Source organism: Gammaproteobacteria bacterium (assembly GCA_028819075.1).
Taxonomy (GTDB): Bacteria; Gemmatimonadota; Gemmatimonadetes; order Longimicrobiales; family Gaopeijiaceae; genus BD2-11.
In genome coordinates, this window is record JAPPMM010000059.1 from 32,527 (window position 1) to 52,270 (window position 19,744).

A 19,744-nucleotide genomic window follows, 5' to 3' on the forward strand; every position below is an offset into this window, starting at 1 on the left:
GAAGTGCAGGTCCCAGACACGAGGCACGCCAATGCCACACTGGGCCAGAAGCGTTTCAACATTGGTCAGCCTCCGTCATTCACTTTCGCCCCTGCGGCGACCTGCCTGACGCGATCATAGTATCACGGTGCCCTTGCTTCAACGATCAATACATGATCGACAGGATTCCAACGGTTACCATACAGAGACTTCACCGGGACGCGCCAAGGATGAGGATGTGGAGTTGGCATGCGCACGGGTATCCCCTCTTCAGGGGACACCCGGGAATGGGAGGGAATGCTGGCGCGTCCGAAACGAGGGTTTCCCGTTACCGGGTTGACCCTCGCAGGATTTCCAGCGACATGACCCTCCGCACCAACTCGGTCTGCTTGCGAATCCCCAGCTTGCGGTAGACCCGCTTGAGGTGGGTCTTGACCGTGCTCTCCGCGCAGCCCAGCGAAGCCGCAATGCCGGGTACCGTCCGGCCCGCCGCGACCGCCACCGCCACGCGGCTCTCCATGGGAGTCAATCCGAAGAGCTTTGCCACCAGGCCCGGATCGACCCGGGGTCGGCGCGCTGGGTCCACGACGAGCACCAGTGCCCCGACCTCGCCCGCACGACGATCCACACCCATGCGCCGTGCGGGATGGATTTCAAGGATCAACGGCGTTCGATCCTTCCTGCGCGTGATCCCCATGGAACCCCCGACGCCCGGAACACCGGACCGGGGCAGCGCCTGGGCCAGCAGGCGCTGAAGCTCTTCGTTTTCCCCTCGGTGCCCGCAGCTTAGTACACCTTCCGCATCACGGAGCCCATCGCGCTCGACGAGGATGCCCCTGGCGCGGTCGTTCGCCTCCACGATGCGTCCATGGCGATCCAGCTGGATCGATCCCACCCGCCCGTTCTCGAGCAGTCCGGCCAGCGACGCGGCCAACGCCCCGGCATCCGCTATCGCACGGCGAACACGCGCGGCCTGGCGTATGTGAGGCGCGAGGAGCCGGATGACCCGGACCTGATCGTGCCCCCATCCTTCCCGCGCGGTAGAGTTTCCGCAGGACCAGACGATCGCCGATCCGTCCAACCCGTGCATTGCGGTGAAGAACCCGTTCTGCGTGCTGTTGGCCACGCGGAACTCATTGTATGCAGCGGATGTCTTCATCTCCTGGTCGGTGTAGAGATCCGACTTCCAGGCCAGCTCTCCATCGTCCAGTCCGGCGAGCCGTGGAATCGCTTCATCCCGCCAGTAGTAGTCGCGATAATACAGCTGGCGCAGATCGTCCCGTGATTCCGCCCCCACATAGAACCGGGACAGAAGAAGCTCGGGCTCACCCCCGGGACCCATGTCCAGGTGCGTAATGCTCTGGCCGGTCGTCCGGATCAAGTCGTTCATCGCGGCAGCTGCGGAAGCCCAGCTGACGCCTCCAAGCGCCGCCTCGTACAGATGCTCCACGACCCGCCCGAACCTGTCCGCTCCGACCATGCTCTCTACTCGTTTCGGTTGCTGCCGACCGGCCACGCCCAAGCCTGCCCGGAGATGACCATGACCGCCACCGATACGTCGCCGATCGCCATATTTTGCGATTGACTCGCGACTCTTGGCTTGTGTTCGTGATACTACCGTGATCGCCGAACAACCTGCAAGCGCGACCGACGGGCCCGGACCTCCCCGGCGCGCCGTTCCGGACCTGCCATCCTCGGAATCGAGGGACTTGCAGCACCACCGCGGGCGGATCGGGGCAGGCATCGCGCGTTCGACGTGACGCGGGCATGGGCCCGCCGGCCACTTGTGCTTCATGCTGCCGTCGTGGCAAGGTGCTGCACCGGCCTCGTCCGCGGACATCGACAGTACGCTGATATCTACTGGTATCATAACTGACAAATACTGACATCTTCATGGGAGCAGAACGCATGGGTCAGGAAACCACGGCACTCATCACCGACCCGATGGGGGTATTCGCCTTCCTGGCCGCCATCGTGGCCCTGGTCTTCTGGGTCTCGGAGCTGCCCCGCTTTCGCAAGGTGTTCGAGGTCGTTCCGCCCGTCATCTACGTCTACTTCCTGCCCATGCTGGCCACGACCGCCGGGATCACGCCCGCAGAATCCCCGCTTTATGGCTGGACGGTGCCGTACCTGCTCCTGTTCGCGCTCCTGCTGCTGATGGTCTCGGTGGATCTGGGGAGCGTCTTGAAGCTCGGAGGGACGGCGCTCTTCATGGTCGCGGCCGGCACGGTCGGCATCATTATCGGAGGCCCGATTTCGCTCCTGTTGTTCAGGGACATGCTGCCCCCGGACGCGTGGACCGGCTTCGCCGCGCTCTCGGGAAGCTGGATCGGAGGGACGGCCAACATGGTGGCCATCGCCGAGAGCGTGGGGACGTCACCCGACGCCATGGGGCCGGCGATCGTGGTCGACACCGTGGTCGGATACGGATGGATGGGGGTGCTGATCGCGATGGTCGGGCTGCAGGGCCGTTTCGACGAGCGCACGCGCGCCCGCACCGGCGCCATAGAGGAGACCAACCGGCGCCTGGAGGCCATCAACCGGGAGCGGCGCCCGATGTCGCTGCGCCACGCGGTGGTCATGATCGGGTTCGGGATGGCGTGCGCGGTGGGCGCCCGGCAGCTCGGCGCGATGCTCCCAGCCGTCGGCGATCCCACCATCATCAGCAGCACCACCTGGGCGATCCTGATCGTCGTGACCGGCGGGCTGATCCTGTCGTTCACGCGGCTGAGGGAGCTCGAGACCGTGGGGGCGTCACATCTGGGCTACACGGCGCTCTACCTGCTGCTGGCGGGGATCGGGGCCCAGGCCGACCTGAGGGCGGTGCTCGACACTCCTGTCTACCTCGCGGCGGGAGCCGTCTGGATCGCGATTCACCTGGTTGTCCTGCTGATCGCTGCCCGCATCGTGCGCGCGCCATTGTTCTTCGTGGCCACCGGAAGCATGGCCAACGTCGGGGGGGCGGCGTCCGCGCCGGTGGTCGCGGGGGTGTATCACCGGGCCATGGCCCCGATCGGGCTGCTCATGGCCGTCGCGGGCTACATCCTGGGGATCTACGGGGCGCTCGCGTGCGCGTGGCTGCTGGGTCAGGTGGGGGGTTGAGACGGATGGGCGGGCGGCAGGGCGGACGTGCGCACGAGGCGGTGGCGGGCCGGAGGTCGGCGGGCTGGGTTGGCTTGCCGCGGACGGTCGCTGACACGGAAGCGATGGCCGCGATTCGCGCGGTCTCGATGCACATGGCGAAGGCGGCCGCGGGCTCGATTGTCGCGCTTCGGCCCGCGAGGCTCTTCCCCGGCATGTTTCTGCTCCTCCTCGCTGCCGGCTGCTCCCCAGCCCCGGCCGACCCCGACCCGGTCCTGCTGGAGGCTGTGGATTGGTACACAGGTGTGGCGGGTAGCGTAGACGATGCCCGCGCCCGTGAACTCCTCGAGCAGGCGGTCGACCGCGGGGGCGTGCTCTCCATGATGTGGCTGGCGCGCGTCCATTCCACCGGGCGGATGGGCTTCCCCCACGACGAGGAGCGGGCGCGCTCAATCGCCGCGGAGGTCATCGACGAGGTGGAGCGCGCGGCCGAATCGGGCGTGCTGGAGGCCGTCTTCCTGATGGGCACCGCCTACGACGAGGGGCTGGGCCAACCGGTCGATCCGGTGCAGGCAGCGGCCTGGCACCGCCGCGCCGCCGAGCGGGGGCACGTGCTGGGAGCGCACAACCTGGGGAATCAGTACGCGGCCGGGCGGGGTGTGCAGGAAGACCACGGGCTGGCGGCGGAGTGGTGGCTGCGCGCCGCCGAGCGGGGAGACGCCATCACGCAGCTCCGGCTCGGCGAGGCCTACGAGGCCGGGCGGGGCGTGCCGCTTGACCTGGAGCGGGCGCGGGAGTGGTACGGGCGGGCGGCCGCGGCGGGCAACGCGCAGGCTCGGGAGGCGCTGGAGACGCTTTAGCCGTCTCGGCGATATCGGTCGAGGAACGCGTCCGTTCCGGCGGGCAGGAAGAGATTGTCCGAAATCGCAGCGATCTCTTCGGCCTCTTTCCACGCTCGTTCAAGGATCCACAGTTCCCCTTGGAGGGCCCGGCGTTCCTGCTCTTCGTGAAGCGCCATCTCCAGCGCGAGCGTTGTGTGCTTCTCGAGTGCGCTCAACTGCACTCCGGCGGGTGAATATCGATACTGTAGAAGGTGGGCGAGGCTTCGAACGATTCTATCCGGCTGCCCGGCGCGTTCGATCCTTGTCACGGCAGCCTGCACCGTCTTCCGGGAACCCCCGTCGGCATTGACCCGCGGCAGGATGGCATGGAGTACCCGGACGGCGTCCTCGCCCTCGAACCTCTCCTGCTTTCCGCCAACAAGCCCCTTGGCCTTCACTTCGACACTGAAGTCGGATTCGCCCCCCGACGGACGCAGGCGAGCCCAAAGAGCGCGGAAGCGGTTCATCCACCGAAGTCGCCCGTCCTCCGGGCGAAAGAAGACCGACGGGCGGAACATGTTCCACCCGTTGATCGATTGGTAGATGAACGTCCCGAAGCCGATGCCCCCCAGCCCCGCCAGTGCTCCGCCCAGTACCATGCCGCCGGCTCCCGCAAGGAACGCCCCGGTTCCAATAGCCACAGCACGCCGACGCCTCCGCCCGAACTGGTCTCCATATCGCCAAGCCGCAAACTCCGGCCGCAGCGGCTTTCCGATCCGAACCAGTTCCAGCCCTTCCGAATGCCGCGCCAGCCCGATGTTCTCTGTAGAAGTGCGGATCCTCGTGGCACGAAAGAGCTTCTCGCACGTTTCCACCGCCTCCCATCGCTCTTCCAGCGGAGTGAGGTTCCAGCGCTCGCAGCGGCGACACACCACCCATAGCCTTCCCTTCGCCGCGTCGAAGGCAAGGCGGCGACCGACGGGGAACTCCTCGACGACCTTGTTCGTCCGGAGCGACTTGTTGCAGTACATGCATGTCGTGTACACGGCGTTCGCGGACGATTGGATTCAGAGGAGCAACTCGGCAGGTAATCATATTCGCACATCGCATTCTGCAACGGCAACGGTCCCCACACACTCGACGGTTGACAGAATGACGGTTGCTTCGTCACTTTGCCCGTCAATATGACAATTCTACCGCGATTCCTCGCCGCTCCGCGCGGGAGCTTCTTCCTCTTCGGCCCACGCGGGACCGGCAAGACGACATGGTTGCGCGCGCAGTTTCCGGACGCGCTTGTAGTGGATCTCCTGCGCGCCGAAGAGTTCCGCCGATTCGCGGCTCGCCCGGAGCGATTGCGTGAATTGGTCCACGCTGTTCCACCCGGCGGAGATGTCGTGGTGGACGAGATCCAGCGCGTCCCCGAACTCCTGAACGTGGTGCACGAACTCATGGAGAGCGGGAAACGGTGGCGGTTCGTCCTAACGGGATCGAGCGCCCGGACGCTGCGCCGGGGAGGAGTCAACCTTCTCGCGGGACGCGCGATCCTGCGGACGATGCACCCCTTCATGGCGGGGGAACTCGGGGCCGGCTTCGACCTGAGAGCCGCTCTTTCGCTGGGAACCGTACCCACCGTCCTCTCATCAAGCGATCCCGCGGGCGCGTTGTCCGCCTACGCATCCCTCTACGTGGAGCAGGAAGTGCGTGCCGAGGGGCTGGCTCGAGACGTGGGCAACTTCTCGCGGTTCCTCGAAGCCATCGCGTTCTCCCACGCGGCGACGCTCAACGTCAGCGAAGTAGCACGCGAATGCGAGACGAGCCGGTCCACCGTGTCGGGCTATGTCGAGTTGGTCGAAGATCTGCTGTTGGCGTTCCGCCTCCCCGTCTTTACCCGGCGCGCCAAGCGACGCCTCGTGGCGCACCCGCGCTTCTTCTACTTCGACTGCGGGGTCTTCCGCAGCCTGCGTCCCTCGGGTCCGCTCGACCGGCCCGAAGAGATCTCCGGCCCCGCCCTCGAGGGACTGGTCGCACAACACCTGCGCGCATGGCTGGCCTACTCGGAAACGGACGGCAGGCTCTACTACTGGCGTACCCGGGCGGGGGCCGAGGTCGATTTCGTCCTCTATGGAACTCCCGGCATCTGGGGCATCGACGTCATGAATGCCGACCGCATCCGTCCCGCCGATCTCAGGGGCCTCGGGGCCTTCGGCGACGAGTACCCCGAGGCCCGCCGGATTCTGCTCTACCGCGGCGAGCAGAGGCTGGTCAGAAACCGTGTGCTCTGTCTGCCTGTCGGTGAGTTTCTCGCGAAGCTGGATCCCGCCAGGGAACTGGAGGATGTCGTCGCGTCAGCGTAGGTCCCGGGGCCAGATAGCCGGCCCGCCCTTCAGGTTGACGGCTCCGAAGTCACGGAGATCCAGTGTCGCGATCGCCTCCGCTTCCAGCCGCTCCGCTACCGCCATGACGACCCCGTCGACCAGCCCGAGCGAGAGGCCGCCATAGGCGCGGTCGAGCTCCAGCGCCCTCCGCACGTCGGCCCAGCCACCCCATTCGACGGCGAAGCAGCCCTCCTCCAGGTCGGCCTGGAATGCCCTGTACACAGCGGCGCCGAGTGCCCGGGGAATCATGTAATCCAACTCGGGGAGAATCGCCCACGGCAACACCCATCGTTCACGACAGGCATGAAACGCCTCCGCCAAAGCTCCGTGGGAACGGCTGCGCCGATCCAGAAGTCCCAGCAGGGCACTGGTGTCGGCCACGATCACGGGGCCGGATCCCTCCTGGACTCAGGGTGCGGGCGGTGCTCTCCGGCCGGAGCGGCCCCGCTGTCCTCCGCGCCCGTGAGACCCTCTGCGCCGAAGCCGTCCATCATGTCCTCGTACCGCTCGGCCAGGTCGGCGACGCCGCTGTCTCCCATGCCGATCGACCGCGGCCATCGACGCTCGGTTGCCCGAGCCGCGTACTCGGCCACCGCCTCGCGAACCAGTTCCGCCGCCGAACGCCTCTGATCGGCCGCCAGTGACTTGAGCGTGCGGTAGTCGGCGGCATTCAGGTACACGGTCGTCTTGATGGTCTTCATAAAGTATATGGTATATGGTAACCATATACCTGGCAACCGCTGCGGCCTGGCGTCAGTGGGTCGGCCGGTACGCCCTGGCAGCCTGATGGAGCGCCCGGAACACGACTCCGCGATCCCCAAGCCTGTGGTGAAGTTCACGCTCCAGCCCGGCAATCGGATAGAGATTCTGGGGCGCCCGGTCGTCCTTGTGGGGCTCGGAGGCGAAGCGCGGCAACACCGCCGCCGTCGCGTCCGCGATCCTCCGCACCTGCTCCAGCTCCGTCTCCGGCCAGGCCTCGCAGCGGACGATGCCCGCCCAGGGGTGCCCGCGCGCTTCCGTGAGGCGCAGATACCACGAGTATCGCGTCCACTTCGTCTGAATGAGAAACAGGGGAGTCCGCTCCCGGGCGGCGAGCCGCGCCACCACCGCGCGCGCAGCCCCGGTCAGGTACTGGACGCGGTGGGTCTTCACGTAGCCGATGGCCCCCGGGATGCGTTGGCCGCCGCGCAGGGGGCCGTCCATCAGCATCAGGGCACCGGGATGCAGAGGGGGATTGGCGCCGTTGGAATCCGAGCCGAGGCCGACGCGGGCCGAACGACCACGCGATCGCGTGGCGCCCCACCCACCCGCAACCTTGACCTCCAGTTGGCCCATGCGCTCCTGCAGGCCGTTGATGAGCTGCTGGATATCGTCCTCCGCCACCGGGCTCGCAGCGAAGGTCCCCACCCGGGTCACCAGGTCCGGAACCCCGGCCCGTCCGAAGAACCCGCGGCGCACCTCCGCCGCCACGATCTCGGCCTTGCGGCCGCAGCGGACCATCCCGGCGGCGTACGAGGCGCAGATCCCGAGACTGGGGTCACCCGCGGCGCTCATCCAGACGCGCGCCTCGATCCGCCGCACGCCGTCGATGAAGTAGACCCTCCCGGGGACGGCTTCGGCTTCGTCGGAAGGAAGCGGGCGCCATTCGCCCTCGGGAAGTTCCACGCCGGCGTCCACCTGGTCGGCCGGGATCTCCTCCCGCTCCATCTCGACCGGAGAGCCGTACTCCGGGGACCAGCCTTCGATGGCGAGGGATTCGAAGCGCTTCACGTCTCGACCCGCTCCACCGAGGACGAGTTTCCCACCTTCTTCACCCGGTACTGGACCGGTATGCGATCGGCCAACTCGGGAACGTGGGTCACGATCCCGACCATGCGTTCGGTGCCGAGTTGCTCGATGGTGGCCGCCACTACATCCAGCGTCTCCGAATCCAGCGTCCCGAAACCCTCGTCCAGGAAGAGCGCCTCGAGCTTGGCACTGCCGTGCGCCGCCAGGTTGGTCACCTGCTCCGCCAGCGAAAGAGCGAGGGCAAGCGAGGCGAGGAAGGTCTCGCCTCCGGACAGCGTCTTGGCCAGCCGGGGCTCGTCGGCGTTCCTGTGGTCGATCACCAGGAACTCGTTTCTGTCCGACAGATCGAGTGAATAGTGGCCGCTCGACAGCTCCCGAAGCCGGGTCGTCGCGCCCTCGACGAGCCAAGCGAGAATCTGGTTCTGCATCCAGGCGCCGAAGCTTCTCGCGCTGAGGTGGGTTCCCAGATCCTTGGCGATGACCGCGCGCTTGCGAACGTCCTTCTCCTCGCTGACTACGCGCTTCCGCTCGGCGGCGGACTCGCGCAACTGTTCCAGCCGCGCGCGGGCCGCTCCCAGTTCCTCCGAGCATTGCTGCGCGGGATCCTCGTCGGGTCCCACGGCAAGGCCGTCCCGCAGGCAGCGTTCCCGGAGCTTCGAATCGAGACGGGTCTTGTCCCGGGTCGCCCTCTCGTGTTCCGACTCGGCCTTGGCCATGGTTTCCCGCGATGTGGCATACTGCCCGTCGGCCCACTCCGACAGGCGGGTCCACGAACCCGAGAGGTCGCCTTCGGCGGCCGGCGGCGGTTGCATCTCGGCAACGCCATCGCGGACGCTGCGGAACCGGGTCCACGCTTCCGCGATGCGCGCCTGCAGACCCTTCAGCTTCTGCTCGGCGTCGCCGTGCGTACGCCTGGCCGCATCCTCATCCGCCTGCGCCTGTCGCAACGCGGCCTCAGCCGCGCCAATCCTCTCCAGCAGCTCAGCCGTTTCCTCGGGGGTCGGCGCCTCCGTCAGGTCGGCCCGAAGACTCTCGGCGAACCTCTTCTGTTGCCTCAGTGTGGCGCTGGCACCGTTCAACCGGGCTTCACACCCGGCCCGCTCCCGAGCGGCCGCTCCGGCTTGCTCTTCCAACAGCCGCACGCTCGCCTCCGCCTCGGAGATGCGGATCAACTCGGCATCGATTTGCCCGGGCGTCGGCTTCCCCGCGAGCTGTTCACGGAGGGCTGCCACCGACTGCTGCCGAAGTTCGAACGCGGTCACGCACGACGTCCGCGTCGCCGCGCGTCCATCCCTGGCGTCTCGGGCCCGTTTCGATCCTGCTTCCGCGGCGCTCTTGCGCTCCCGGGCTCCGTCCAGATCCGCGGGGACGTCATGTTCCGGCAGTTGTGACACAGTCTGGAGGCAGACGGGGCATGGCTCACCCTCCGTCAGGTGGTGGGCCATATCGGCCGCGCCGTGAGCCAGCCGGAGCTCATCCAGCACCCGGGTCGCGACGTCCAATTCGTGATCGGCCTCGGCCATTCGGCCAACCGCCACCCGGTATTCCCGCTCGGCGTTCGAAAGCGCGCCCCGGGCGCGCTCAGCCTCGCCCTCCAGCCCCACGAGCTGATCGTGTTGTCGACGGAAAGCCTCGAGCTCGTCCTTGCCGGGCAGCCCATCGAGCGACCGCCTGGCCTCTGCGAGTTCCTCATTTGCGGACTTTTCATGCCTCGCGGCCGACGCGGCGGCTTCCGCAGCGGCGTTCAGTGCATCGCGGGTCCGCCCGATCTCCGCCTGCATTCCGGCGAGCTCCTTACGCGTCTTGACCACGTTCTCGATGGCCGCCCTCTGCGGCAGGTCGGCCAGGGCGGCCTGCGCACCACGCCGCCGGTCCACGGCCCGTTCCAGCGCCTCCGACGCCGCCCGCAGTCCTTCTTCGGCCTGGCGGTATTGCGTCGCGAGAATCGCCGCTTGTTCCGGAACGCGCACTTCGGCAAGGAGTTCCAGCCGCCCGGCAGCCTTCGTCCAGCGATCGCCCGCGGCCTCGGCGGCGGACGCAAGCCGGGCAAGCTCCGCCGACACCTTGCCGATGTGCTCCCAAAGCTGGACCAGCGTCGCGATCCGGCGCTCTGCCGCGCCAACGGCCTCCGGAGTCGCGTGCGCCAGCGCCGACTCCAACTGCCACTTGAGGTTGTCCGCTCGGCTCTCCTCCTCCTTCCACCGCAGGTTTGCGGCCTTGCGCAATCGCTCGTACAGCCCCAGCCCGAGCAGTCTCTCCAGCAGCTGCTTGCGTTCCGCAGGCCGGGCTCGCAGGAAGGCGGCGAAGTCGCCCTGCGGGAGCACGACGCACTTGGTGAAGTGGTCGAGGCTCAGCCCGATTACGTCGTGCTGCACGCTCGCCGACAGGTCCGCCTCGGTAGCTGCGAGTGTCGTGACCGGTTCTCCCTCGGTGAACGCCTCGAGACGGGCCTCCTTCGTGGTGGCACCGGTCCTGGTGCGCTGAACGACCCTGACGGCCGTGTACGTCCTGCCCCTGGCCTCGAAGTCGAGCCTTACCCTGGCCCGGTTCTTCCCCTGGCTGATGACCGGCGCGATCAGGTTGAGGTTGTCGTAGCGCGGTACCGATCCGTACAGCGCAAAGATCATTGCGTCGATCAGGCTGGATTTTCCGGATCCGGTGGTTCCTCGGAAGACCAGCAGGTCGGTGTCGGCGAAGTCCACGACCGTGGCTTCGCGGTAGCACGTGAAGCCCTCCAGCTCAAGCCGTAGCGGCCGCATACTCGCCCTCCAGCAGCTCGTCGAACAGCCGGGCCAACTCTTCGCCCTCGATTCCCGCCTCTTTCAGGTAGCGCCGGAACTGGGAACGTGGATCGCGCAGCTCGCGCGGGTCGACAGGCGGGGGAGACGGCGAACCAACCGGCTCTTCAGGCCTGACCAGTACGTCGACCGCAAGGGGAAACATCTCCCTGACCCCTTCAGCCAGGCCCGGTGACGGGGCCTGCTCGACGATGACGCGGAGGAAGTCGTCGCCGGTCGTGCCAGCCATCCGCTCCAGCTGGAGGATGTTGCCGCGAAGGGTGCTGAGTGCCCGCCCGGAGGTGAGAGGAATCGGCCGAACGCGCGCCGGTCTCCCGGCCCCCGCCTCGACGAGCGTGACGCTGTGCTCCCCATGCTTCTCGCCGAAATCCATCGCGAACGGCGAGCCCGCGTAGCGGATGGGACAGCGTCCCGGGATCTTCTGGGGCCTGTGGATATGCCCCAGGGCGACATAGTGTGCCGATTCCGGGAAGATGTCGGCGGGGACGTAGTAGTCGAAGAGGTGGGCGTCGCGCTCCCCCCCTCCCCTCATCCCCCCGACGTCACCCGCGCTCCCCGCGACCGTCAGGTGGGCGACGACGAGATTGATCGTATCACCGGTGAAGCCCGCACACAGCACCTGCGCAATCCTGCGGCAGCGGTCGCTGTATTCCTTCTGGTGATCGTCGGGGTCACCCCCCATGAGCGCCTCCGCCGTCACGATCCCGCGCTTCGACTGGAAGGGGAAGAGCGCGATGCAGGCGGTCTCGCCGGATTTCGTGCGGACGCGGACCACGCCACCATCGTCCGGGCGGGCGACCCTGGACGCGGCCGTGACGTTTGTGAGTTCCAGGAGGGGCTTGACCGCGGCCAGCCGTCGCGGGTTGTCGTGGTTGCCGGCGATGACGACCACATGGGCGTCAGTGCGGGCCAGCCGCAGGAGTGCGTCGTAGACGATTTCCTCCGACTCGGGGCTGGGCACGGCGCGGTCGAACTGGTCGCCGGCAACCAGCACGATACCGACGGCCTCCCGCTCCGCGATGGCGACAATCTCGTCGAGGACGGCCCGGTGCTCGTCGGCCCGACTGCGTCCGCGGAGCGTCTTGCCGACGTGCCAGTCGGCGGTGTGGAGGATCTTCACGTCACCTTCACTCCAGCCCCTCGAAGGGATCAGGCCCGTCGTCGCCGCCGCCATCTCCTCCATCGGCATCTCCCGCCTCATCCGGCCGCGTGGCCCACGCCGGGAACGGGAACTCGAGCACCAGCGGGACCGGCAGCTCGGGCTGCGACAGGATCATCGTGCCCGGCTTCAGAATGGTGGCGCGCTGGCGCTGGGCCGTGGGAAGGAAGGCGTACTCGGGACGCCCGGCTTCGGCGCTGTCCAGCCGCCCCGCCACCCGGATCGAGGAGTTGGCGATCACCCGGCGTTCCACCTCGCTGGCGGTCTGCTGGGCGCCGACGAGGATCACGCCGAGCGAGCGGCCGCGTTCGGCCATGTCGAGCAGGATCTCCTTGATGGGGCTCCGGCCGTCCCGGGGCGCGTACTTGTTCAGTTCGTCCAGCACCACGAAGAGCAGCGGCTTGCGCGAGCCGGTCTCCTCCTTGTCCTGGAAGGTCTTGCGCAGCACCACCCCCACGACGAAGCGCTGGGCGCGCCGCGACAGTTTGGCGATGTCGACCACGGTCACCTGCTCCTGCATGCCGATGCGGTGCTTGCCCGGGTTGGGCACATCGCCCCTGATCAGGTGCTCGGCGTCCCGGCGGGCCGCGTAAAGTCGCCGCACGAAGGCGTTGATGGTGCCGCCGCCGATGGAGCGCCCCGCCCAGTCGGGCTGATCGGCAGGATCCTCCACCCGTTCGCGGATGGCTTCAATCAGGCCGCCGAAGGTGCGGCAGGTGGTCCCTGCGATCCGCACCGCGCCGTCGTCGAGAGGCGTGGCGTCCCGGCGCAGCCGCGCCGTCACGTTGTGCACGACGATGGTGTACTGCTGGCGCTCATCCTCGGCGTCGGCGAACAGGAAGGGGAGCAGCTCGTCCCGGCAGAAGTCCGCCAGCGTCCAGAAGAACGAGGTGACCCCGTGGGCGCGGCTTCCGGTGCGGGGCGCGGCGGAGGGATCCCGGGGACGCGGAGGCGCCCACAGCTCCACGCTCCGGAAGGGCCCGGCGGGGAGCTCCAGCGCAGCGTAGCGTCCCGCCTGCTCGGGATCGAGGTTGCGGTTGGACTTGTCCAGGAAGAGCAGATCCTCGCCCTTCACGTTGAAGATCAGCGCCTTGGTGTTGTGGGCGCCGCCGCCCAGCTGACCCGACGTGAAGAGGCTGTGCAGGAGGAAGACCGCATAGCTGGTCTTGGTCGCCACCCCCGAGACCCCGCTGATGTTGACGTGGGCGCCCCGGGTGCCGTCCAGGAACTCCACGTTGGCGTACACCACCTCGTCGTCCCGCGAGAGACCCACCGGGACCTTGCGCTCCATGCCATCGAAGAAAAGCGCCTCGTCGCGCTCCTTTCCGACGGCCTTGCGCACCATCTGGCCGGGCACCGGCGGCACGAACACCTCGGGCTCGAAGCGGGTGGCCAGCACCTTGGCCGCCTCGGTCACCTGCGCCGGGAGCACGCCGTCTTCAATCAGGAAGACGTCGCTGTCGAAGCGTGCCCCTTCGTGCCGGACGCGCAGGTCGGCCACCATCCCGTAGATGCGGACTGGATCGTCCCTGCCGGGGAGGCTCCGCTCGACCACGACCACGTCGTCGAGCTGAAGGAAGGTCCCCTCGGCCACCGCGACCCAGAACTCGAGCGGCGTCGCCGGATCCGTGCCGATGACCCGCCCGACCGGGATCGACTCGCTCACGCTTCCGCGAGCGGCGCCACCAGCGGCCGGCCGATGTGGTCGGCGATCCCCCGCACCTGGGCCATCATCTCGGCGAAATCCTCCGGATAGAGCGACTGGGCTCCGTCCGACAGCGCCTTCGAAGGATCGGGATGAACCTCCACGATGAGGCCGTCCGCCCCTGCGGCGACCGCGGCGCGCGCCATGGGCGTCACCTTGTCGCGAATGCCGGTGCCGTGGCTGGGATCGGCGATGATGGGCAGGTGTGAGAGTGACTGCACCACGGGGATCGCGGTCAGATCGAACAGGTTGCGGGTCTCTGTGTCGAAGCTGCGCACTCCCCGCTCGCACAGGATGATGTTGGGGTTGCCCTCGGAGAGGATGTACTCCGCCGCGAGCAGCAGCTCCTTGATGGTGGCCGCGAGTCCGCGCTTCAGCAGGACGGGACGCGGTGACCGCCCCGCGCGCCGCAGCAGCGGGTAGTTCTGCATGTTGCGGGCGCCGATCTGCACGATGTCGGCGTACTCTTCCACCGAATCCAGGCTCTCCGGGTCGACGGCCTCGGTCACGATGGCGAGGCCGGTCGCCTCGCGGGCGCGGGCCAGGAGCCTGAGGCCGTCGATCCCCAGTCCCTGGAAGGAGTACGGGGAGGTGCGCGGCTTGTAGGCGCCCCCGCGCAGGATGGTGGCGCCAGCCGCCGCCACCCGCTCGGCGGCCTCCATGATCTGCCCCTCCGACTCGACCGAGCAGGGGCCGGCCATTACGGCGACCTCGCGTCCGCCGATGACGGTGCCGTTGGCGAGCGGCACGACGGTGTCTTCCTCGCGCCACTCACGCGAGACCTGCTTGTAGGGGCGGCTGACCGGGATAATCTCCAGAACCCCCGGAAGCCCCACCAGCCGGGCCTTGTCGACCCGCCCGTCATTGCCCACCAGCCCGATCGCCGTGCGCTGGCGGCCGGGCATGGGACGCGCCTTGTACCCCAGGTCGTGGATGGCGTCCACCGCGCCCTGGACCTCCGCGTCCGTGGCATTGTGCTTCATGACGATGAGCATGTGGGTCTCGTGGTGTTGATATGGCTACGCGGACGCACCCGCTTCGAGACGAACCCCTACAACGGAGCTCACCCCCGGCTCCTCCATGGTGAGCCCGTAGATCCAGTCGGCCGCTTCGATGGTGCGCGGATTGTGGGTGATCACCACGAACTGGCTCTGCTGCTTGAACTCGCGCAGCAGCTGAACGAAGCGGTCGATGTTGTTCTCGTCAAGCGGGGCATCCACTTCATCGAGCACGCAGAAAGGACTGGGCTTCACGAGGTAGATGCCGAAGAGGAGCGCGAGCGCGGTCAGCGCCCTCTCTCCCCCCGACAGCAGATCGATGCGCCGGGTTCTCTTGCCCATTGGAGAGGCGTGGATGTCGACCGGCCCGCTCAATGGATCGTCGGGATCGCCCAGGCGCAGATCGCACTCTCCACCCTCGAACAGGCGCTGGTGGATCCTGCGGAAGTTCTCGCGCGCCGCCTCGAAAGTCTCGAGGAAGAGCCTGGTGGCCGTCTGGTCGATCTCGCGGATGGCGGCGCGCAGGTCGTTGCGCGCACGCTCGAGGTCATCGCGCTGCCCGGTAAGGAATGTCAGGCGCTCGTGCTGTTCGGCGTGCTCCTCGATGGCGAGCATGTTGACGGGCCCGAGGCGTTCGATGCGCTGCACGAGCCCGGCCAGCTCCTCCTTCAGCTCGGCGGGGTCTCCCTCCACCGGCTCCGACATTTCGACCAGCTTCTCGAAGGGTCGCGCCCACTCCGCCTCCACGCGCTCGCGGATGAGGACGATCTTCCCGCCGAGCTCCCGCTCCTCCAGGCTCAGATCGTGGTGCCGGTCGGAGGCGGCCCGCTCGGCCGCGCGCGCAACCTCGACCCGCCGGTCCACCCGCTTCACCTCCTCCTTCGCCCGCTCGAGCGCCGCGTCGTCCTCCCCGAGCCTCTCCTTCGCCCGGTCACGCCGCTGGAACAGCCGCTCGACCGCCTTGCCGCCCCGTGCGAGCAGCGCACGGGCTTCGGACAGCTCGCGACCGAGCTGCGCTTCCTCCTTCTCCAGCCGCGCGAGCTGTGAGGAGGCCTGTGTCTCCGCCCTGCCGAGATCGTCCAGACGGTCGTCGGCGCGCGCCAGCTCGCCCTTGTGCTGGTTCGACTGGATGGCCAGCCGGGCCTCTTCCACGCGCGCCCGTTCCCAGTCCCCCTCCGCCACCTCCAGCACCTCGGCCGCGCGCTCTCCGCCACGGCGCAGGGCGGCGGCTTCCCCGGTCAGTTCGTTGAGTTCTTCCTGCTGCGCGCGCTCCCGGGCGGTCGCGGCGGCGATGGCCTCCCGGGTGTCGCGGACGCGCTGCGCCAGATCGTCGCTGTCCCGCGTCAGGCGGGTGTGGCGCTCGTCGTGCGTGCTCCGGTCGGCCCGGACGGCGCGCAGGTCGTCTTCCGCGCGGGTCAGGGCCGCGCGCCGCTCTTCGAGCACCTTCTCGGCCCGCGCGACGCGCGCCTGCGCCGCCTCGCGCGCTTCCCGGGCGCGGGAGGCTTCCCGGGCGGCGGGGACGGCGGCCTCCTCGAGGGCCGCGAGCTTGCCGCGGCGTTCGAGGAGGCCGGCGGTCCCGGCTGGGTTGCCGACGACCAGAACGCCGCGCGCGTCCACCGAGGCGGGCGGGCCGGCCTTTGCGGCCTCGCGGGCCCGGGTCGCGGAATGGCTGGCCTGTCCGGCCGTCCCGGCCCCGCCAGCGGAGTCCAATGCCTCGGCGCGGTCCACTCCGGCCAGCAATACCCGCACCCAGGAGGCGCCGGGGCCTTCCGGGCGGAGCTCGCCGAGCAGCGACCCCGGCGGACCCGGTTCGCCGGCCTCGTCGAGCCGGAGCAGCACGATCCCCCCGCCCTCCGTCCACTCGCCCGCAAACCATCGCCGCAGACGCGAGGCGGCTTCGCCGTCCTCCACCAGCAGCGCCTGCGCCAGATGACCCAGATACGATTCCGCGGCGGCCAGCGCCCCGGCCGGACCTGCCATGCACTGCGACAGCGTCCCCAGAACCAGGTCCGGATGCGCCTTGCGGGCTGCCCGCACCACCGGCTCGTAGCCGGCCCCATCCCGCTCCATGGCCGCGAGGGCCGTCCGGCGGGCCTCGAGGGCGGAAGCCTGGTCCGCCGCCTCGACCTCCGCGGCTCGGGCCTGGGTCTGCGCGGTGCGTGCCGCCTCGAAGTCCTGCAGTCCCTCGTTCACCCCTTCGCGCGCCCGCGCAACGGAAGCCTCCAGCCGGACCATCCGGTCGTCCGACTCTCCGCCCTCCCGGCGCATCCCGGTCAGTTCGAGTTCGGTCTGGGAGGCCCGCTCCTCAAGCCGGACCAGACGGCGGCGCAATTCGTCCAGCCGGGTACGTGAGGCGGCGACGGTTCCTTCCATGCCGGCCACCCGGCGCAGCAGTCTCCGTTCCGCGCCGCGCGCCTCCGCGAGCGCCGCGCGCGCGCGCCGGAGCCGTTCCCTGGTGCCCGCCGTAGCTTGGCGCGCCTGTCGCGATTCCACGCCCACTTCGGCCAGTTCGGCCGCGATGCGGGCGCGCGATCTCTTCAGCTCGGCCAGTTCGCTCGCCAGTTCCCCTGCGCGCGTGCGCGCCGCGGCCTGATCCTCGCCGATCTGCCCGAGTCGCCGCTCCGCGTAGACGATGCGCTCACGCGCGACAGCCAGGTCCCGCTCCCAGCGCACCAGATCCTTCTGGATGCTGTCCAGCACGACGGCGGCGTCCGCGCGCGACTTCTCGGCCTCCAGGCTTCGCACCCGCGAGGCCTCGCGTTCGGTCTCCGCGGTCCGCAGCTCGATAAGCGTCGTCTGTTGCGCCTCGTCCTCGCGCGCGCGGAGCTCCCGAACTCTCGTCAGCCGATCCTCGAATTCCAGGAGGTCCACCGAAACCACCGCGACTTCGACCGACAGGCGCCGCTTCCTCAGATCCTCGTAGCGCTGCGCCTTCCCTTTCTGCCGTGCCAGGGAGCGGACCTTGGTCGCTACCTCCGCAATCACGTCCTCCAGCCGCTCCAGGTCCAGTTCGGCGCGGGCCAGCCGCCGTCCCGCGATCCGGCTCCGGTCCTTGTATTTGCCTATGCCCGCGGCTTCCTCGAACAACCCCCGGCGCTCCTCCGCCCGTTCCGAGAGGATTGCGTCGATCATTCGGCTCTCGATGATCGCGTAGGCGTTGGCGCCGAGTCCGGTGTCCCGGCAAAGCTCCTGGACGTCGCGCAGACGACATGTGGTGCGGTTGATCGAATACTCGCTTCCCCCATCGCGATAGACGGTGCGCCCGATCTCGACCTCGCCGAAGGGAACCGGGAGCAGGCCGTCCTCGTTGGTGACCCGGAGGACGACCGATCCGCGGTTGACGGGCCGACGATTGACCGTGCCCTGGAAGATCACCTCTTCCATGCGTGAGCCGCGCACAACCGTGGGCCGCTGTTCGCCCAACACCCAGCGAACCGCGTCGCTGATGTTGGATTTTCCGCATCCGTTGGGGCCCACGATCGCGGTGATACCCTCGTGGAACACGATGTCCGTGCGCTCGGGAAACGACTTGAACCCGTGCAGTCTCAGCGAGGCGAGCTTCATCGGGCGAAGAACCCGCTCACCCAGGCCAGGAGGTTCTCGAAGAGCTCCCGGAGCCGATCGGCCCCGGGCACCTCGGCGATCCCGGCATTGTCGACCCCCATCAGGATCATCACCGCCGCGAACAGGACGAGCACTGCGAACGCCGAGATGCTGAGGCCCCGACCCCGGCTTCGGGAGTCGGTCCCGGGCCCCGCGTCGTCCGCGGGCTGCTCGTGGGCGGCAGCCGGAGCCAACTCCGCTTCGGCCTCGGTGGGTTCCTCCGCTCCGGCTTCGGTGGGTTGCTCCGCTTCGGCTCTGGCGGGCTCCTTCGCTTCGGCCTCGCTGGGTTCCTCCGCCTCAGCCCCGGCAGGCTCCTCCGCCTCGGCGTCGTCCTCGAATCCATCCCACAGCGAATCCCGATAGGTCTGGCTCCCGAGACGGTTCTCCTTCTTTCCGGTCACCATCGTGACCGTAGTACCGTTGGGTGCCGGACCCAGCAGAGCGACCGCATCCCTGAGCCCCACCTTTCCCAGCGCGGTCATCGGCTCGCCCTTGCAGGCCAGCACGATCGAAGGTGTGCCGCGCGGATGGTAGGACGATTCGGCAACCTGATAGGTGACGACCGTGACACCGCCCTCGACCAGTGTAGCAAGGAGACGATGCCACTCCGTCCGGTCGAGCAAACCGTCCGAACTCGCCACAAGCGTCCCCGCCGTTGCCACCCAGAACTTCTCTTCGTTCGCGGGGCGCGCGATTCGCCTCAGGGAAGCGCCGTACTCGATGGCGTCGGTGATGCCCTCGAGATTCGCGGCGTTGAACGCCCGGTGCAGACGGGGCTCGTCGAAACACAGGTCGACCAGCAGCACGCGTGCGCTCCGGGAGGCCCAGCTCCCCGCGATCGCCACAGCGGCGTGGGCGGCCCAATCCTGGTGCCGTGCCCCGGGGCTGGCCCGGACCGCGACGACGCGCCCTTGCTCGGACCCGACGGGCAGATCGAGTTCCGCGAAGCCACCGGGGATGTCCCGGGAAAAATCGAAGGGTTGCAGTTGCAGCGCGGAACGGCCGCGTCCGGCTCGAGCGGATGGGGCGGCACGGGGGTTCATGGCGGGCCGAGCTCCGCGTCTGCCGCAAGCTCGTGCCGGGGCGCATCGCCCCAGAGCGCCTCCAGTTGATAGAACGACCGCACCTCGGGGTGAAAGACATGGACCACGAAATCGATGTAGTCGATCAACACCCAGCGGGCTTCCCTGCCCCCCTCGGTGTGCGCGGGGCGGGTACCCTCGTTGCGCAGCTCCTTCGTGACGTGGTCCGAGATCGAACGGACCTGGGTATCGGAGGTTCCGGTGGCGAGCAGGAAGTAGTCGGTGGCCGAGGAGATGCCGCGCAGGTCGAGCACGACCACGTCGCTGGCCTTGCGCTCGAGCGTCAACTGGGCCGCCCGACGGACCGCGGACGGGAGACGGGAATCGCCGGAGGAGGCAGCGTCGACCATGCGAA

15 protein-coding genes are annotated in these 19,744 nt (G+C 68.5%); 3 read left to right on the forward strand and 12 right to left on the reverse strand.

All coding sequences use genetic code 11. From position 1 onward, the window contains the following. Positions 1-307: 307 nt before the first annotated feature. Positions 308-1,459 (reverse strand): LuxR C-terminal-related transcriptional regulator, encoded by a 1,152-nt coding sequence (locus tag OXU32_15890; protein ID MDE0075437.1) that lies wholly within the window; start codon positions 1,457-1,459, stop codon positions 308-310. 428 nt (positions 1,460-1,887) lie between these two features. On the opposite strand from OXU32_15890, the gene OXU32_15895 reads away from it, so the two are divergent. Both OXU32_15895 and OXU32_15900 read left to right on the forward strand, forming a co-directional pair. Then, the gene (locus OXU32_15895) at positions 1,888-3,081 is read left to right on the forward strand and encodes a DUF819 family protein (GenBank protein ID MDE0075438.1); all 1,194 of its coding nucleotides are present in this window, start codon (positions 1,888-1,890) and stop codon (positions 3,079-3,081) included. 104 nt (positions 3,082-3,185) lie between these two features. Next, positions 3,186-3,920 carry a tetratricopeptide repeat protein gene (locus OXU32_15900; GenBank protein ID MDE0075439.1) on the forward strand — a complete coding sequence of 245 codons (735 nt, stop codon included), beginning with the start codon at positions 3,186-3,188 and terminating at the stop codon, positions 3,918-3,920. Here the strand turns inward: OXU32_15900 and OXU32_15905 are convergent. Then, positions 3,917-4,912, reverse strand: coding sequence for a hypothetical protein (locus tag OXU32_15905; GenBank protein MDE0075440.1), 996 nt, complete (start codon positions 4,910-4,912; stop codon positions 3,917-3,919). The two genes, OXU32_15900 and OXU32_15905, sit on opposite strands and share 4 nt — an antisense overlap. Positions 4,913-5,065: 153 nt before the next feature. Here OXU32_15905 and OXU32_15910 point away from each other — a divergent pair, with 153 nt between their 5' ends. Next, a complete protein-coding gene (locus tag OXU32_15910; protein MDE0075441.1) occupies positions 5,066-6,235 on the forward strand; it encodes an AAA family ATPase in 1,170 nt (389 codons plus the stop codon). Here the strand turns inward: OXU32_15910 and OXU32_15915 are convergent. The 10 genes from OXU32_15915 to rsfS are packed head-to-tail and all read right to left on the reverse strand — an operon-like array spanning position 6,227 to position 19,739. Beyond that, the gene (locus OXU32_15915) at positions 6,227-6,643 is read right to left on the reverse strand and encodes a PIN domain-containing protein (protein MDE0075442.1); all 417 of its coding nucleotides are present in this window, start codon (positions 6,641-6,643) and stop codon (positions 6,227-6,229) included. The two genes, OXU32_15910 and OXU32_15915, sit on opposite strands and share 9 nt — an antisense overlap. Beyond that, a complete protein-coding gene (locus tag OXU32_15920; protein MDE0075443.1) occupies positions 6,640-6,957 on the reverse strand; it encodes a ribbon-helix-helix domain-containing protein in 318 nt (105 codons plus the stop codon). The genes OXU32_15915 and OXU32_15920 overlap by 4 nt, the downstream gene beginning before the upstream one ends. A gap of 52 nt (positions 6,958-7,009) precedes the next feature. After that, on the reverse strand, positions 7,010-8,026 hold the full coding sequence (locus OXU32_15925; protein ID MDE0075444.1) for a hypothetical protein: 1,017 nt from the start codon (positions 8,024-8,026) through the stop codon (positions 7,010-7,012). Beyond that, positions 8,023-10,803 carry an SMC family ATPase gene (locus tag OXU32_15930; GenBank protein MDE0075445.1) on the reverse strand — a complete coding sequence of 927 codons (2,781 nt, stop codon included), beginning with the start codon at positions 10,801-10,803 and terminating at the stop codon, positions 8,023-8,025. Before OXU32_15930 ends, OXU32_15925 begins: the two co-directional genes overlap by 4 nt. Further along, positions 10,784-11,962, reverse strand: coding sequence for an exonuclease SbcCD subunit D (locus tag OXU32_15935; protein MDE0075446.1), 1,179 nt, complete (start codon positions 11,960-11,962; stop codon positions 10,784-10,786). The genes OXU32_15930 and OXU32_15935 overlap by 20 nt, the downstream gene beginning before the upstream one ends. 7 nt (positions 11,963-11,969) lie before the next feature. Then, on the reverse strand, positions 11,970-13,667 hold the full coding sequence (locus OXU32_15940; GenBank protein ID MDE0075447.1) for an ATP-binding protein: 1,698 nt from the start codon (positions 13,665-13,667) through the stop codon (positions 11,970-11,972). Continuing rightward, positions 13,664-14,701 (reverse strand): 3-deoxy-7-phosphoheptulonate synthase, encoded by a 1,038-nt coding sequence (aroF, locus tag OXU32_15945; GenBank protein ID MDE0075448.1) that lies wholly within the window; start codon positions 14,699-14,701, stop codon positions 13,664-13,666. The genes OXU32_15940 and aroF overlap by 4 nt, the downstream gene beginning before the upstream one ends. A 24-nt stretch (positions 14,702-14,725) precedes the next feature. Continuing rightward, positions 14,726-18,268 carry a chromosome segregation protein SMC gene (gene smc / locus OXU32_15950; protein MDE0075449.1) on the reverse strand — a complete coding sequence of 1,181 codons (3,543 nt, stop codon included), beginning with the start codon at positions 18,266-18,268 and terminating at the stop codon, positions 14,726-14,728. Next, positions 18,265-19,350, reverse strand: coding sequence for a hypothetical protein (locus tag OXU32_15955; protein ID MDE0075450.1), 1,086 nt, complete (start codon positions 19,348-19,350; stop codon positions 18,265-18,267). Before OXU32_15955 ends, smc begins: the two co-directional genes overlap by 4 nt. Next, the gene (rsfS, locus tag OXU32_15960; protein MDE0075451.1) at positions 19,347-19,739 is read right to left on the reverse strand and encodes a ribosome silencing factor; all 393 of its coding nucleotides are present in this window, start codon (positions 19,737-19,739) and stop codon (positions 19,347-19,349) included. Before rsfS ends, OXU32_15955 begins: the two co-directional genes overlap by 4 nt. Positions 19,740-19,744: the final 5 nt, after the last annotated feature.